Genomic DNA, 17,172 nt, shown 5'->3' on the forward strand with positions numbered 1-17,172 from the left:
ACATGAAGAAAGTAATTGTTTTATTGATCACAGGATTGTTGTGCGCTTTTTCCCGGGACGAAGGCAGGAGAGCGGAGGTATTGTTCTTTGGAAAGGAGAATAAAACCCAGCATGCATCCTGGCTGGCCACCAAGTTATTCAAGAGCGGGATCAATCTCACTTATTCTGAAAAACTGGATAACCTGGAACTATACGATGGATTGATCATTAATGCACCCTTAACACCTGTGCAGGAACAGAAAGTGAGGGCTTTTGCAGAAAGCGGCAAAGGGCTGGTATTACTGGATGTTGCAGGCAAAAGTTACAAAGGCCGCGTATTCCGCGCTGGTAAAGCGGAGGAAAGTGATTGGAAAACCAATACCTTTCTCAACAAAATGAGGGATAGCATCCTCTGGACATTAGGAGACGGTGTAAAGCAAAAGATCCTTGCAGCCAACATTCCGGACGTGGATATCTATAACTCGGATACCATTGCGGATTATACCCAAAGATACCTCGTTCCCAAAATGCAGGAAGCCCTGCAGCCCGCGCAATCCAATAAGCTCACACAAGTGCCCGCCGGTTTTGAGATGCAGCTATTTGCACAGGAACCGGATATCACCAAACCCATTGCCATGGCATGGGATGAAAGAGGCCGCCTGTGGATCGTTGAAACAGTTGACTATCCTAATGCATTTACGGAAGTAGACAGCGTGGCAAATGACCGCATCAAGATCTGTGAGGACACAGACGGTGACGGCAAAGCAGATAAGTTCACCATCTTTGCGGACAGCCTGAACATCCCCACCAGCATCACTTTTGCAAATGGCGGTGTGATCCTCGCCATGGCGCCTAATTTCCTGTTCCTGAAAGATACTAACGGAGATGATAAAGCAGATGTGCGTACCGTGATGTTCACCGGCTGGGCTAAACAGGATACGCATTCCGGCCCATCCAACCTGCAGTATGGTTTTGATAACAAGATCTGGGGTGTAGTGGGTTACTCCGGCTTCAACGGCACCATCGATGGTAAACCACAACGTTTTCCGCAGGGTGTATATCATTTCAAATCAGACGGAACAGACTTTGAATTCCTGGGCCGCACTTCCAATAACACCTGGGGGCTGGGCATCTCTGAAGATAACAACGTATTTATTTCCACCGCCAATAACACACACAGCGCATACTATTCACTCCCTTCCTGGCATATGCTGAGAAAGGTAGCAGGGCAGCCTTCCGTAGACCCCGTTCAGAAAATTGACGGGCACTATGATGTGCATGCCATGACGCCCAATCTCCGCCAGGTGGATGTGATGGGCGGTTTTACCTCTGCCACAGGGCATCACCTGTATACCGCACGTAACTTCCCTAAAGAATACTGGAACCGTATTGCTTTTATCTGCGAACCAACCGTCCGCCTCGTACACCAGGCCATTATGGAGCCGGATGGGGCAGGATTTAAAGAGAAAGATGGCTGGAACCTCTTAGCCAGTTCTGATGAATGGTTTGCGCCTGTACAGGCACAGGTAGGGCCTGATGGAGCAGTATGGATAGCAGACTGGTACAATTTCATCATTCAGCATAATGTGTTTGTAAAAGAACAGGCACCTCGGGAAACCGTATTGCCTTTTACAGATCAACCGCATGGTAAAGGCAACGCTTTCGAGAGCAAATTGCGTGATTCTGTACACGGAAGGATCTACAGGATCGTACATAAAGATGCAAAGCCCTACAAACCTCTGCAACTATCCGTACAGGATGTGCCGGGGCTTGTAGCCGCTTTGTCCAACGACAACATGTTCTGGCGCATGCACGCACAACGCCTGCTGGTAGAATCCAGGGCAATAAGTGCCATCCCTTCCCTGTATAAGATCATCAACGATCAAAAGGTGGATGAAGTTGGCCTGAACAGCCCTGCTGTACATGCTTTATGGACCCTGCAGGGCCTGGGAGAACTGAATGCTGCTTCTCTGGTGGTAGTGAACAAAGCGCTGAAACACCCTGCTGCCGGCGTACGCAAGGCGGCGCTGGAAGTATTGCCACACAACAATAAAAGCGTTGCTGCCATTTCACAAAGCGGTGTACTGAACGATCGTAACCTGCAAACAAGGCTTGCTGCATTCCGTGCGCTGGCAGATTATCCTGCTTCTCCGCAGATTGGTGCACTCCTTTACAAAGCTTCACAGGTGGCGCAGAACAGGAAGGATCCCTGGCTGGCCCGCGCGCTTTTTGCAGCGGTGATCACCCATGAACAGGGATTTTTAGCTGTAGCTGATCCCGCTTCTCCCTACGTGAAAGCATTGCAACAGGCTACCTATTCCCTGGAGCGTGGCAGCATGCCTTTAACGCTGGATGTTACCGGCAAAGAGATCACTATAGAAGCATTGCTCAATAAAAGAGAGAACCGCGCCGGCCTGGAAGGTCCGATCGTAGCACATGGCGATAAAGAGAATGGATATGCACTGTTTGTTTCCCAGGATAAGCTTACAATGGTGCTGAACCAGAAAGGGATTGCTTATAGCGCAACTACTACGGAGCCACTTCCTGAAAAGATGGAAATAAAGGCACAGTTGCTGAAAACAGGGCAGATCCGTATTGCCATCAACGATGTAGTAGCTGCTACCGGCAAAGCACCCGGTTTATTCACCACAGCTTTAACTGTACCTGTACGCACAGGAGAAGATCTGCCGGAGCAACAGCGTGTGGCAGCATATTCCGGCAGGTTGAGGGGAGATCTGCGCAATGTATCGCTGTCCCTGAATAAGTCTGGCAACGAAGGCACTACCGCCGCCATTCCTTCTGTTGTAATAGATCTGAAAGTAGTGAAGGATATTATGCAGTATGATAAAAAACGTATTACGGTAAAAGCCGGGCAGCAGGTAACCATCCGACTGGAAAACCCGGATGGCATGCAGCATAACCTGCTCATCATTAAACCCGGTACACTACCTGTTGTGGGCGCTGCGGCGGATGCCATGGTGAGAGATCCCAAAGCATCGCAAATGCAGTATGTGCCCAAAGTATCGCAGGTATTACATGCAACCAGGTTATTAAATCCAGGAGAAACCGTGAGCCTGAAATTCACCGCACCCAAAACACCGGGAGAATACCCCTTCGTATGTACGTTCCCGGGGCATTGGAGAGGTATGAATGGTATTATGGTCGTAACTAAATAAACACCCTTCTTTTATGAAACTATTGAAACTCGTTACATTATTGCTGCTGCTTGGCAGCGCTTCATTTGCCCAGATCCGCGTATTGATGGTGGGCGGTGGAAGCTCTCATGATTTTGACAAATGGTATAAAGGAGCAGATGCCGCTACGCTGGAGCGCGATGGACTTGCTACAGTTACTTATACTGACAAGCCGGAAGAGATCCTGCCGCAGCTGAAGAACATAGATGTGCTTTTCCTTTGCAATAACCAGCCGTTGAAAGATACCCTGCTGCGCCAGGGCATCTTTGATTTTGTGAATGCAGGAAAAGGACTGATCCTCGCGCATGCCGCACTATGGTATAACTGGCAGGACTGGCCGATGTATAACTTCAAACTGGTAAGCGGCGGCAGCCGCGGGCATGCCAGGTATGGAGAGTTTACGGTAAATATCAAGGACGCCAAACATCCTGTAACAAAAGGTGCGGTTAAGAAATTCAGCCTGAAGGATGAACGTTATTATTACATACCAGACCCTGCCGGCCCTGGTATTAAAGTACTCGCTTCCACAGAGCCGGATAGCGAAGGCAAAGTGTTCCCCTCTTTATTTGTGGTGAAACATCCCAAAGCACGTATTGTGGGTTTTGCTTTGGGGCATGATGCCGCATCACATGAATTACCGGTGTACCAGACGATTCTCCGTAACGCCGTTAAATGGACTGCTAAAAAATAATCTCTAATAATAAATCAGCATTGCAATGAAACAGATCACTGTAGTTATCGTAGGCATGGGCTTTGGAAAGGAATTTATACCTATCTATCAACGTCATCCTGCCATTAAAAGAGTAGGCATTTGTACGCGTAACCGTAAAACGCTGGATGAACTGAAGGCTAAATTCAACCTTGATGAAGATTTGTTATTTACGAATTATGAGGATGTGCCTAAACGGGAAGATGTGGATGCTATTCACATTGTAACACCTGTTCCGGAACATGCAAAGATGACGCTGGCTTCCCTGAATGCCGGCAAACATACCGCCTGCACCATTCCCATGGCCATGACGGTGGAAGATTGCGCCGCCATTGTAGCTGCCAAAAGAAAAGCAAACAAAGTATACATGATGATGGAAACCGCACTGTATACCCGTGAGTTCCTGTATGGCCTGCACCTTGCAGAAACAGGGCAATTGGGCCGTATCCAGTTTGTACGTGGTTCACATATACAGGATATGAGTATGGACGGATGGGATGAATACTGGAAAGGTTTTCCGCCAATGCTGAATGGCACCCATGCTATTTCGCCTTTGCTGCGTATCAATAACACTAAAGCAGAATCCGTGGTTTGCCATGGCTCCGGCAGGTTAAGCGATGACCTCGCCAAAAGATATAATGCACCTTTTGCAGTGGAAACAGCCACTTTCACCTTAAAAAACTCAGACGTTGTAGCTGAAGCTACCCGTTCTCTTTTTGATGTGGTGCGCCAGTACCGTGAGAGCTATGATGTATACGGCACTAAAATGTCTTTCGAATGGGAGCAGTTGCAGGATGAAGAACATGTAATATTTGATGGGGGAGAGAATGCCAGCAGGATAAATGTACCCGATACGGATGCTATGCTGATACCTGAAATAGCCCACTTCACCAAACGGGAAAAAATAGACGATCCTAATCACGTATCCTTCTTACAGGGTGCAGGTCATGGAGGATCACATCCGCACCTGGTACAGGAGTTCCTGGCGGCTATTGTGGAAGGAAGAGATTCTGCCGTTGATGCCCATATCGCAGCGAATTATACCTGTGCGGGCATTTGCGCCCACGAGTCTGCCATGAACAATGGGAAACGCATCCATATTCCTGATTTTGAAAAATAGAGCTATGCTGTTTGGCGCGAGTACATTTATATGGGTTTCTCCTTTTTCCACTGCTTCTTTTCACCTGCTGCCAAAGATCAAAGATGCCGGTTACGACATCATTGAAGTAGCGGTAGAAGATGCAGCGATCATTGACTGGGATGAATTGATGGTAAGAGCAAAAGACCTTGGCCTGAAGATCACTATCAGTGGTGCTTTTGGGGAGGACAGGGATATCTCCGGTACAGATTCCCGCATCCGCTACCAGGGCCTCCGGTATATTGCCGATTGCGTAGCCATTGCCGCCAAAGTAGGCAGCCCCGTGTTTAGCGGGCCTGTTTATTCAGCTGTTGGTAAAACAAGGATCGTTTCCCCGGAGCAAAAGAAACAGGAAAGGGAATGGTGCATTGAGGGCTTAAAAGAGTCCGCCAAAGTAGCCGCAGATCATGGTGTGGTAATTGGCCTGGAACCGCTCAACCGCTTTGAAACGGATATGATCAATACCGTGGACCAGGCGCTGGAGCTGGTGAAAGAAGTGAATAACCCGCACCTGCAGGTCTCGCTGGATACTTTTCATGCGAATATTGAAGAAAAGAATATACCCGCCGCTATCAGAAGGATTGGTAAAGACCTGCTTTGCCATATCCAGGGAAATGAAAGCGACCGGGGTACGCCGGGCACTGGTCATCTGGACTGGGCCGGCATCAAAGAAGCGCTGGTAGAAATAGGGTACGAAGGGGCTATTGTGCTGGAAACATTCGGCGCACCCTCCGAAGCCCTTGCAAAAGCAGCCTGCATCTGGCGGCCGCTTGCCAATAGTGCAGATGAGCTGGCGATTGAAGGCGCGAAGTTTTACAGAGCAATGTATTCGTGAATCAATAGTCAATTAGAATGAAAAAAGCCTCCGGTTCTCCGGAGGCTTTTCTTATAGGTTGGCATCATCGGCGCGCTTGTTATAGCAGGCAATTACCAGCCGCCACCACCGCCGCCGCCGCCACCACCACCGGAAGATCCGCTGCTGCTGCTTCCTGAACTCCAACTGGAGCTGCCGCTACTGCCACTGCTGCTGCCTGAGCTGCTGGAAGGAGGTGTAGGATCAATCTGCGCATGTGATACGGAAGAAACAAAAGCAGTGGAGAAACGGTTGTAATTATGGATCTCGTTACCTGCATACCATTCCGGTGTATAGTTGGCCTGCGTTAGTACGTCCTTGAATTTTTCTCCCCATGCGTTTTCCAGTCCTAAGGCAATGGCATAAGGCAATAGCCTTTCAAACAGTTCCGGTGTTTTTTCTGGTGGCGTAAGCATGTCCAGCCTGTCTTCCTCCGCTGTTTCCATATACATTTTAAATCCTTCGATCGCTGCTGATTTTTCCGCACCCAAAGGAGTAGGGGCTTTGATCAGATAGATGTATGCTACATATCCTGTTACAACCGCACCAAGGAACACCAGCGATAACGGGGAAAATCCCGCCAGGAACTGTACCAGGAAGATCAATGGTGCAAACAGGAATAATCCGCCCCCTATCAGAAATGCATAGCCGGCGCAACCTTCCTTTATCATTTTTACACCGGTAAAGAGCAGCACGCTTCCTACGGCCAGAAAAGGTACAATGAAAAGAATGGGGAATGCATCTTCTCCATTGCTGAGGAACAGGTAGAGTGCCAGAACTGCCAGTAACATTAAACCACCATATACAATAAGCCTGATATTGGAGCGGTAATAGGATTTGATATTGAATTGCCCGGTAATGGAGCTGGTGAACGCCGAACGCGCTGCAGAAAACTTTGCATGGTTCTTATTATTCACCCTGATATTCTCTTTGTTGCGCAATAATTCTGAATAGATCTTCTGCTCTTCTACCGGCAGGATGGTGTGTGCCGTTTTGCCTTTTTCAATCACGTAATCCTCTTTGTCTTCATCTTTGATGTGGATCACTTTTTTCACCGCCATGTCTACCAGTGCTGCCGTAAATGACTTGTTGCCGGTCTGCCGGGTATAGAGGTAAGCGATCGCAGCAGGAGAGAGGTTATCCGGTGGCTCGAATGTTGGTACTACCACAGGTTTGCGCGGGTCTACACCATATCTGCGCCAGGTATAAAAGAAGAAGCCGAACAGGATGGCCAGGAAGGGTATTTCTTTGTAGTCATTGAGAAAACCTAATACACGCTCACCAATGCCGGGCGGCGGTGGTCTTTTTATCAATCCCATGGGAAAAGCTACCGCAATGGTGAAACCATCTCCGGGGTTCAACACCTGGTTGCAGGTGAAGGTTGGTTTACCCAACGAGTCATATGCTACAGAACAGTTTGTTTCCTTTGAACCAAACGGGCCGGTATAACAGGCGGTGCGTTTGATGCCGGCGCCGGAAGGTAAGGTTACAGATGCAGAAGCTTTGATAATAGGCAGGCTCCAGTCGTTCCCGGTTACATTCCAGTAAAGTTCATCAAAGTCCTCAAAGAACCCGATGTGGCCCCTGGTTTCATAGTGAATGGCATATTCGTATACGCCGGGATCCAGGTCAACATCTTTATCACCGATCCTGATCTTTGTGTTTTCGCCTTCATTTAACGTTACATAAGGTTCCTGCTGGCCGTTTTTAGTGACCTCATGAACGGTAATGTCTACCCGTTTTTTATGGCCATAAATATCTTTCCGGTAAACGGGGATGGTTCTGAAAATGCCTTTCCTGATCTGATCCCCTGCAGCAAATACTTTGATATGCTCCGTGATCGTAATGAGGCCGGTAGTATCGATAGTGATGGCTGCATGAAAGGAGAGGATCTCTTCTGCATGGTATTCCTCCTGGGCCTGCGCACAAGCAGTGGCAGCAAGCATTGCCAGGAATAAAAAGAATTTCTTCATAAGCGGGTTATTGGAAAGAAACAAGGGGTCTTTCCCGATGGGAGTTATCTTCTATTTCAAAGAATTCGCTTTTCTCAAACTTGAACATGCCGGCAACAATATTGGAAGGGAAACTTTCTACGAGGATGTTATTCTCCCTCACCGTGCCATTATAGTAGCGGCGGGCAGATTCCAGGTTATTCTCTATGGCAGACAGTTCTGCCTGTAATTCCCGGAAGTTTTCACTGGCTTTCAGATCAGGATAATTCTCCGCTATGGCAAATAAGGAACCCAGCGCACGGGTGAGCCCGCTTTCAGCCTGTGCTTTTTCAGCGGTGGAGCCTGCATTCATGGAAGCAGTACGGTAACGTGTCACTTCCTCCAGGGTGCTCTTTTCATGTGCAGCATATCCTTTTACTGTTTCCACCAGGTTCGGCAGCAGGTCGTACCTCTTTTTGAGGCTAACGTCAATGCCGCTCCAGGCTTCCTTTACAAGCGTTCTTTTACTAACCAGCTTGTTGTAGAGAGATACTGCCCATAGCCCGATGATAACAACAACGGCCAGTATGACAATTGTAGAAGTACCCATAGTGAAAATTTACCGGGAAATTAATCGAAATATTTGATTCGCGGTACCCGAATTCATTTCCCTACATTTGTGGATCGTATGTCTTTATTCATCACATCACTTAATTCAGGGAGTAACGGAAACTGCTACTATGTCGGAAACGACAACGAGGCCGTGCTGATCGATGCAGGAATATCCTGCCGCGAAACGGAGCGGCGCATGCAGCGGCTGGGGCTGTCCATGCAAAAGGTGAAGGCGGTGTTTATTTCACATGAACATATAGACCATATTCGCGGGGTGACCGTGCTTTCCAATAAATACCAGCTGCCGGTTTACATTACGTCAGATACATTAAAACATGGCGGCCTGCAATTAAAGGACCACCTGGTTTCACCTTTTAGTATACAGGACCCCGTTAATATTGGGAAACTCAGTGTGAAGGCGTTCGCCAAAGAACACGATGCCGCAGAACCACATAGCTTTACCATCACACAGGAAGCTGTCACCGTAGGCGTATTCACGGATATCGGCGTGCCCTGTAATAACCTCGTTCATCATTTCCGGCAATGCCATGCCGCATTCCTGGAAGCAAATTATGATGAGGTGATGTTGGAAAAAGGCAGGTATCCTGTTTTTCTGAAGAACCGGATCCGCGGAGGCAAAGGCCACTTGTCCAACACACAGGCACTCACACTTTTTACCAATTGCCGCCCGGAATTTATGAGCCATCTGTTATTATCCCATCTTTCCAGGGATAATAATGATCCGCAGCTGGTGCAGTCTTTGTTCGATCAGCATGCAAATGGTACGCAGATCATTGTGGCTTCCCGCTACCAGGAAACAGCGGTATACCATGTTACGGGCGCTCCGGTGGAAAGGGCGGAACCTGTTACCCTCCAGGTTACCAGTGCTCCGGTGGAAAGGTCGGAACCTGTTACCCTCCAGGTTACCAATGCTCCGGTGGAAAGGGTGGAACCTGTTACCCTCCAGGTTACCAGTGCCCCGGTGGAAAAGTCGGTACCCATTGCCAACAGGATAAAAGCCCTCCCGGAATCCAAGGCCAACCGCAGCCGCAGATCAGCATCCCGGAACGATGGTATTTCACAATTAGAATTATTTCATTAATTTAGTCCCATAAACAGGAAATGGTGTCTTCCTGACCCAACCGCTTCTCCGAAGCTAATGGCGCCTACAAATTAACACTGGCCCCTGCCGGTTAAAAAAGTTATTTGTAGGTATGAAAAAATCCTTTGAACATTTCTTAATCGCACGTCATCTCCTGTACTGGACGGTATTGGCAATTCCTGTATCCATAGTAGCCGGCTCACTCGTAGCCTTATTCCTCTGGTTGCTGGACCTGGTTACCCGGTTCCGCTGGGAACATGAATGGTTACTTTATCTATTGCCCCTTGCAGGGATCGCGATCCATTTCCTTTACAAGTTATGGGGCAAAAATGCAGAAGCAGGGAATAACCTCATTATGGAGGAGATCCATGAACCGGGTGGTGGTGTACCGGCCCGCATGGCACCATTGGTACTTATCACCACATTGATCACGCATTTATTCGGAGGTTCTGCCGGAAGGGAAGGAACCGCAGTGCAGATCGGCGGCAGCATGGCGCAGTTATTAGGCAAATGGTTCCGCCTCTCTAAAGAAGATATCCGCATTATACTGATGATGGGTATTGCCGCAGGCTTCGGTGCTGTATTTGGCACCCCGCTCACCGGTGCCATCTTTGCCCTGGAAGTGATCGCAACCGGAAGGATCAAATACAACGCCCTGGTGCCCTGCCTCATCGCCAGTTTGTTTGCAGACATTGTTTGCAGTGCCTGGGGCATTCATCATACCATCTACCATATCAATAGCACAGCGTTTAGCCGCTTTGATTATGTATTAATAGCAAAAGTGGTGCTGGCGGGTGTAGCCTTTGGACTGGCCGGTTACTTATTTGCAGAAGCTTCTCATGGGGTGAAAACATTGGCCAACCGCAGCATTAAAAGCCATAAATGGATGATCCCCGTAGTGGGAGGAGTAATGATCATAGCCCTCACGTTTATTGCAGGGACCAACGATTATCTCGGTCTGGGCGTTACCGCTAAGTCGCCGGATGGCATTTCTATCGTGAATGCTTTTCAAAAAAACGGCGTTACCTCCTGGAGCTGGCTCTGGAAGCTGGTATTTACGGCGGTTACTTTGGGGATGGGATTTAAAGGGGGAGAAGTAACACCCCTGTTCTTCATAGGTGCAGCACTGGGCAACACCCTGGCCATTTTAACCGGTGCACCGGTAGATCTCTTTGCCGGCTTAGGTTTTATTGCCGTATTCGCCGCTGCTACCAATACCCCCATCGCCTGTACGATCATGGGAGCAGAACTATTCGGCACGGATCATATCCTGTATTTCGCCATCGCCTGCTTCACTGCCTATTATTTCAGCGGGCGTTCAGGGATCTATTCCGCACAGCGGGTAGCCGTTACCAAACTGGGAAAATAACTTAATAATAGGGTAACATTACATGTAGGATATTTACAGATTCCCAATAAAATCCGGATAAATGAAACACCTGGCATCCTTTATTTTTTGTTTAAGCACACTAGTGACAACAGCTCAGCAGGTTAAGCTGGATGATCAATTGAACCAGGGCCGGGTAAGGCTTCCTAACGGATGGCATCTTTCTCCCGCCGGCCGTTCCCTGAAACTGGGAGATCTGCCTTTGAACATGGCGGTTTCTCCGTCAAAGAAATGGATAGCGGTGACCAATAACGGGCAAAGTGTGCAAAGCATTCAGTTAATCGATACTAAAACCGAAACCGTGCTGGATAATGTGGTGATTCCCAAATCATGGTATGGCCTTAAATTCAGCGCCAATGAAAAATACATCTATGCTTCCGGTGGCAATGATAACAGGATACTTCAGTACGAGATCATTCAACATAAACTGCGTTTAAAAGACAGTATTATCCTGGGTGAAAAGTGGCCAGTGAAAATATCTCCGGCAGGAATTGAAATAGATGATGCGGCGCAGTTGATGTATGTGGTGACGAAAGAAGATAATGCGTTGTACGTGATCAGTCTCATTGATAAAAAGACCCTGTACCGGCAGGAACTGGGTGCCGAAGCCTATACCTGCTTACTATCCCCCAAAAAGAATGAGCTATATATTTCTTTGTGGGGAGGAGATAAGCTATTGGTACTTGATACCAGGCAGAGAAAGACCATTGCCACTATAGCCGTAGGCGATAATCCGAATGAACTGCTGCTTAATAAAAAGGGCAATTATTTGTTTGTTGCCAATGCGAATGATAATAGTGTTTCCGTGATAGATATAAGATCACGTAAAATAAAGGAGGTGCTGAATGCAGCATTATACCCTGATGCTCCTGCTGGCTCAACTTCTAACGGACTTGCATTGTCCACTAATGAAAAGACCTTATATGTAGCTAATGCAGACAATAATTGCCTCGCTGTATTTGATGTGGCGGAGCCGGGGCGAAGCAGATCAAAGGGGTTTATACCAGTAGGATGGTATCCCACCAACATTAAAGTGATCGGTAAAAGGATCTTTGTTTCCAATGGAAAAGGCTTTTCTTCTTTTGCAAATCCTAACGGCCCCAATCCTGTGAAGCCACAGCAAAGGGTCACCCGCCATGAGGGCGATGCTGTTGCACCAAAGCAGGTGGAATATATCGGTGGCCTGCTAAAAGGCACGATGTCTGTGATCGATGAACCGTCAGATGCAGACCTGGCAATATATTCCGGGGCTGTGTATATGAACACGCCTTATTCTAAGGAAAAAGAAACCGTTTCTTCCGGTGAGGCAGGTAATCCCATTCCTATGAAGATCGGTGATCCCTCACCTATAAAACATGTTTTCTATGTCATCAAGGAAAACAGAACGTATGACCAGGTATTGGGTGATATGCCGGAAGGGAACGGCGATACCAGCTTAGTGTTGTTCGGAGAAAAGATCACCCCCAATCAACATAAGCTGGCCCGGGAGTTTGTGCTGCTGGACAATTTTTATGTAGATGGAGAAGTAAGTGCAGACGGGCATAACTGGAGTACTTCAGCACATGCCACAGATTTCCTGGAAAAGAACTGGCCAACCAGTTATGGTGGCCGTGGAGGTACTTACCCGGGGGAAGGGCAGCGTGAAGTAGCGAACCCCAAAAAAGGCTTTATCTGGGACTATTGTAAACGTGCCGGTGTGAGCTATCGCACTTACGGAGAGTTCGCGGATGATGGGAAGCCCAATATCCCTGCACTGGCAGGGCATTTTTGTCCTTATTACACGAGTTATGGCCTTACTACGAGAGATACTACCCGTTTTCACCAATGGAAGCAGGAATTTGATTCACTGGTGGCTGTTAATGCGCTGCCGCAGTTCAATACGGTCCGTTTTGGCAATAACCATACAGAAGGCCTGAAAAAAGGCCGTCCTACACCTTTTGCACATGTTGCGGATAACGACTGGGCACTGGGTATGTTCATAGAACATTTATCAAAGAGCAGTGTATGGAAAGAAAGTGTTGTATTTGTAGTGGAAGATGATGCGCAGAATGGACCGGACCATGTGGATGCACATCGTACAACTGCATTTGTGGCCGGCCCCTATGTTAAAAGAGGGTTTGTGGATCATACTATGTATTCCACTTCTTCCATGTTAAGAACAATGGAACTCATTCTGGGATTGCCACCGATGAGCCAGTACGACGCAGCTGCCACTCCCATGTGGAAAAGTTTTATGGCAATACCTGACCTGGCGCCTTTCAGGGCGCTTAAGGCAAATGTGGACCTCAATGAGCGCAATACTGCTACTACAGCCAGTGCAAAACTAAGTGAGCAATTCGATTTCAGTAAAGAAGACCGGATACCAGACCTGCTCTTTAGTGAGGTGATCTGGAAGGCGGTGAAAGGAGAGTGGAGCGAAATGCCCGCTCCCCGGCGCAGCGCCTTTTTAAAGAATACCGGAAAAGAGGAGGACGAAGATGAAGACGATTAATAAAGTATATAGCCGAATTTAAGCCCTATGGCCGGCGTTGCGCTTCCTTCTTCAGCGCGACTGTCGTACCGGAAGGAATAGCCCAGCAACAGCTCAAAACTGAATCGTTTGCCTATGCCGCGTTGCATACCCCAGGAAGGAGTGATGGCAACAGCCGGGTTATTGTACATATTATCGTAAGCAATAGGGGTAAAGCTATAACCCAGTTCCACACTCAGAAAGTTCCCGGAGTTATTGGTGATGGATTTGCCCTTACTCACCCTTTTATCCAGGTTATAATAATGGCGGCCTTCTGCGGAGAGCGTAGGCGCTAATGTATAACCGAAACTTTCACCCGCAAAGCTACTATAGGCATAAAAGAAACCATAGTTCAGGCTGGCTTCAAAGTTTAAGGAAGTACGCCGGGAGATGCTTTTTTCATAATTAACAGAAGCACCGATTAAGAGAAGATTTGCTTTTACCTGGGAAGGCTTCAGGCCTTCCTGGCTAATGGCCTGCAGAGCGATAAGGATAAATAGCTGCAATAAAATGATACGTTTCAAGCGTTGAATTTTAATAAAGGTATAGGCGAAGGGTGTTTAAATGCCAAAATAGCGATTGAAATGTAAGAAAAGTATCCTGAAATGCGATTTCTCCATCAATTCCCCGATTGTGCGGTTGAGAACTCTTCCTTATCTTGCCCTTCTGATAAACTGATCATGCAAATTAAAAAGTACTTATTACTGGCTATTGCGCTGGTAGGTGCCTGCTCCACACAGGCCCAGCAAAAATCAAGACTAAATAACGGTTGGGAATTCCTGCGGTCGGACCTGGGAGGCATCTGGGAAGCCGTACGCCCTGTGGGCAAAGGCGCACCGGAGGCATCTCCTTTATGGGAAGCGATCTCTCTTCCGCATTGCGTTAATGCAAACGATTGCGTAGATCCGGATCTCAACTATTACCAGGGCCCCGCATGGTACCGTACACAGCTGAAGATCAGCAACCCTTATGCAAACGGCAGAACGCTCCTTCACTTTGAAGGTGCCGGTCAGAAAACGGACGTGTATGTATACACGACCAAAGTTGGCAGCCATATCGGCGGTTATGATGAATGGACGGTAGACATCACGGATGCAGTAGCTGCTTTCCGGAAGACCCCTGCCTATAAGCAGCAGTTCAAGGAAAATATTCCCATATCCATCAGAACAGATAATAGCCGTGACCTGGAAATGATCCCTTCCAGCTTATCTGACTTTAATGTATATGGCGGCATTTACCGTTACCTGAACCTGGTGTATGCACCGGCTTTGTCTATTCAAAGACTGCAGGTGGTAACGGAAGCATCAGGTAATATGGCGGTGGAAGTTTATCCGTACAACAAGTACGGATTCAATAAAGCGTTGTTTAAAACGGTATTGAAAGACCCCGCCGGTAAAGTAATTGATCAGGCTTCCTATGAGATTGATGGCCTGGACATCAAAGCGCATGTACCTGTTGCTGCATTCAAAGTAAAAGAGCCCAAATTATGGAGCACCACATCTCCTGCATTGTACACGGTGGAAACATCGGTTACTGCAGGGAATGGTACCTATACACAGATCGAAAAGATTGGTTTTCGCTCTTTTAAATTCGAAAAGCAGGGACCTTTCTTCCTGAACGGCCAAAGACTTTTGCTGAATGGTACCCACCGTCATGAAGATCATGCAGGTGTAGCTGCTGCTATGACCGATGATATGATGCGCAGGGAAATGATCCTCATGAAAGACATGGGCGTGAATTTCATCCGCCTGGGCCATTACCAACAATCCCGCACTATCCTGCAGTTGTGCGATAGTCTTGGTATTGTAGTATGGGAAGAGATCCCCTGGTGCCGTGGCGGACTGGGTGGCAAAACCTATAAGGAGCAGGCTAAACGTATGCTCACGAATATGATCGAGCAACATCACAATCATCCTTCCGTGATCATCTGGGGCCTCGGGAATGAGAACGACTGGCCCGGCGACTTCCCTGAATTCGATAAAGAAAAGATTCGCACGTTCATGAAAGAACTGAATGATCTTTCTCATAAACTGGATCCTTCCCGCAAAACGGCCATCCGCCGTTGTGATTTCTGTAAGGATATTGTAGATGTATATTCTCCCTCTATCTGGGCAGGCTGGTACCGCGGTATTTACACAGAGTATAAACAAACATCGGAAGACGAATTCAAAAAAGTAGATCGCTTCCTGCACGTAGAGTGGGGTGGTGACAGCCATGCAGGCCGCCATTCTGAAACACCGGATAAAGCGCTGCAGAACGTCAAAACAGGCAATGGTACAGATGAACGTGCAGGTGATGCTTCTTTATATGGTGGCGCAGCACGCGTATCAAAAGACGGAGACTGGAGTGAAAGTTATATCTGCAATCTCATGGACTGGCACCTGAAAGAACAGGAAACCATGCCATGGCTCACAGGTACCGCGCAATGGGTGTTCAAAGATTTCTCTACACCTATACGGCCGGATAACCCTGTGCCCTATATGAATCAGAAAGGCCTGGTGGAAAGAGACCTCACACCCAAGGATGCATATTATGTGTTTCAGTCGTATTGGGCAACCAAACCCATGGCACGTATCTATGGCCATTCCTGGCCGGTAAGATGGGGGAGTGAAGGAGAAAGTAAAATGGTGAAAGTATATTCCAATTGTGAAGAAGCAGAGTTGTTTGTAAACGGAAAGAGCCTTGGTAAAAAGAAACGCAACAGCCAGGATTTCCCTGCAGCAGGTTTACGCTGGGAGGTAGTGTTCAATAAAGGAAAGAACGAAGTGAAAGTAGTGGCGCGCAAAGGAAAAGAAACTACACAGGACCAGGTTTCTTTTGAATACCAAACAGCGAAATGGAGCAAACCTGCAAAGATGACCCTGCAGCAGATTGCATTGGAGAAAGGTATTGCCACACTGGAAGTAAAAGTATTTGACAGTAATAATGTGTATTGCCCCGATGCTGCTAACTGGGTAAGATTCTCGCTGGCAGGAGATGGTAAACTGATAGACAACCAGGGTACTTCCTCCGGATCCAGATTTGTGCAGTTATACAGCGGTAGAGCCATCATTCGTGTGGATACTAAAAATGGAAAGAACGTAGCTGCGGTGAAAAGTGAAGGCATGGAAACAGTTACATTAAACTTAAAATAAAAAGATGACGGTGTTGGGTTAATACCCCTCATATCTACTAATTTAATTAGCTAGGTTTGCTAAATAAATTAGTAGATATGAGAATCGTTGCCCGGCAGGAGAACCTGCAATTTTATACGCTTCAGGAAAGAGAAACGCTGCCTTTACCCTATGTGAGCACACCTGTTAAAGCCGGCTTCCCCTCTCCGGCACAAGACTTCATGGAAGAAGATATAGACCTCGTTGCATTTTTAGGCATGAACAAACCCTCCGTATACATTGTACGGGTAGATGGTAATTCTATGCAGGATGAACATATACCAGACAATAGTTACCTGGTGGTAGACAGGTCCCTGAAACCACAACCACACGATATTGTAGTAGCTGTACTGAATGGAGAGTTCACGGTTAAAACCCTGGTGAAATCTACCGCCGGCTGGATGTTATATCCTGCCAACGCCGTGTATGATCCTATTATGATCAGGGAGGGAGACGACTTCCAGGTATGGGGTGTGGTAGCCCAGGTGATCATTGACCGCAAAGAAATGAGAAAGCGGCATTGAAAAATACCGTAACCTTTAGTTTTGCATTTAACCTCAATACTTATGAGCACTGAAAGGCATTAAGCTATAATGTTAAAATTAC

The 17,172-nt window shown here is 47.6% G+C and carries 12 protein-coding genes and 1 riboswitch; of the genes, 9 read left to right on the plus strand and 3 right to left on the minus strand.

The window, feature by feature from the left end:
• Positions 1-2 precede the first annotated feature (2 nt).
• From AAHN97_RS09515 to AAHN97_RS09530, 4 genes are read left to right on the plus strand one after another with little or no spacing between them, the layout of a single operon-like run.
• Positions 3-3,155 carry a PVC-type heme-binding CxxCH protein gene (locus AAHN97_RS09515; protein WP_343307356.1) on the plus strand — a complete coding sequence of 1,051 codons (3,153 nt, stop codon included), beginning with the start codon at positions 3-5 and terminating at the stop codon, positions 3,153-3,155.
• A 13-nt stretch (positions 3,156-3,168) separates the two neighbouring features.
• Entirely contained in the window at positions 3,169-3,864 is a 696-nt protein-coding gene (locus AAHN97_RS09520; protein WP_343307357.1) for a ThuA domain-containing protein, read from the plus strand.
• A gap of 25 nt (positions 3,865-3,889) precedes the next feature.
• Positions 3,890-5,002 (plus strand): Gfo/Idh/MocA family protein, encoded by a 1,113-nt coding sequence (locus tag AAHN97_RS09525; RefSeq protein ID WP_343307358.1) that lies wholly within the window; start codon positions 3,890-3,892, stop codon positions 5,000-5,002.
• A complete protein-coding gene (locus AAHN97_RS09530; RefSeq protein WP_343307359.1) occupies positions 4,992-5,855 on the plus strand; it encodes a sugar phosphate isomerase/epimerase family protein in 864 nt (287 codons plus the stop codon). The genes AAHN97_RS09525 and AAHN97_RS09530 overlap by 11 nt, the downstream gene beginning before the upstream one ends.
• A 92-nt stretch (positions 5,856-5,947) precedes the next feature.
• On the opposite strand, the gene AAHN97_RS09535 is transcribed toward AAHN97_RS09530, so the two are convergent.
• Positions 5,948-7,846 carry a DUF2207 domain-containing protein gene (locus AAHN97_RS09535; RefSeq protein ID WP_343307360.1) on the minus strand — a complete coding sequence of 633 codons (1,899 nt, stop codon included), beginning with the start codon at positions 7,844-7,846 and terminating at the stop codon, positions 5,948-5,950.
• A 7-nt stretch (positions 7,847-7,853) separates the two neighbouring features.
• Positions 7,854-8,414 carry a LemA family protein gene (locus AAHN97_RS09540; protein WP_343307361.1) on the minus strand — a complete coding sequence of 187 codons (561 nt, stop codon included), beginning with the start codon at positions 8,412-8,414 and terminating at the stop codon, positions 7,854-7,856.
• A gap of 78 nt (positions 8,415-8,492) precedes the next feature.
• Here AAHN97_RS09540 and AAHN97_RS09545 point away from each other — a divergent pair, with 78 nt between their 5' ends.
• The 3 genes from AAHN97_RS09545 to AAHN97_RS09555 all read left to right on the plus strand — a co-directional run bounded on the left by AAHN97_RS09545 (position 8,493) and on the right by AAHN97_RS09555 (position 13,396).
• Positions 8,493-9,518 (plus strand): MBL fold metallo-hydrolase, encoded by a 1,026-nt coding sequence (locus AAHN97_RS09545; protein WP_343307362.1) that lies wholly within the window; start codon positions 8,493-8,495, stop codon positions 9,516-9,518.
• A gap of 7 nt (positions 9,519-9,525) precedes the next feature.
• Positions 9,526-9,592, plus strand: a riboswitch (Fluoride riboswitch).
• Between the two features lie 38 nt (positions 9,593-9,630).
• Positions 9,631-10,887 (plus strand): voltage-gated chloride channel family protein, encoded by a 1,257-nt coding sequence (locus AAHN97_RS09550; RefSeq protein WP_343307363.1) that lies wholly within the window; start codon positions 9,631-9,633, stop codon positions 10,885-10,887.
• A 61-nt stretch (positions 10,888-10,948) separates the two neighbouring features.
• Positions 10,949-13,396, plus strand: a complete 2,448-nt coding sequence (locus AAHN97_RS09555) for a bifunctional YncE family protein/alkaline phosphatase family protein (RefSeq protein WP_343307364.1) — start codon at positions 10,949-10,951, stop codon at positions 13,394-13,396.
• Here AAHN97_RS09555 and AAHN97_RS09560 read toward each other — a convergent pair.
• Entirely contained in the window at positions 13,393-13,938 is a 546-nt protein-coding gene (locus tag AAHN97_RS09560) for a hypothetical protein (RefSeq protein WP_343307365.1), read from the minus strand. The genes AAHN97_RS09555 and AAHN97_RS09560 overlap by 4 nt on opposite strands.
• Before the next feature lie 156 nt (positions 13,939-14,094).
• On the opposite strand from AAHN97_RS09560, the gene AAHN97_RS09565 reads away from it, so the two are divergent.
• Together AAHN97_RS09565 and AAHN97_RS09570 are read left to right on the plus strand one after the other, a co-directional pair.
• Complete coding sequence (locus AAHN97_RS09565; protein WP_343307366.1) at positions 14,095-16,548, plus strand: glycoside hydrolase family 2 TIM barrel-domain containing protein; 2,454 nt, start codon at positions 14,095-14,097, stop codon at positions 16,546-16,548.
• Between the two features lie 77 nt (positions 16,549-16,625).
• Positions 16,626-17,090 (plus strand): LexA family protein, encoded by a 465-nt coding sequence (locus AAHN97_RS09570; protein WP_343307367.1) that lies wholly within the window; start codon positions 16,626-16,628, stop codon positions 17,088-17,090.
• Positions 17,091-17,172 lie beyond the last annotated feature (82 nt).

Origin of the sequence: Chitinophaga niabensis (assembly GCF_039545795.1) — a bacterium.
In the GTDB taxonomy this organism is placed as follows: domain Bacteria; phylum Bacteroidota; class Bacteroidia; order Chitinophagales; family Chitinophagaceae; genus Chitinophaga; species Chitinophaga niabensis_B.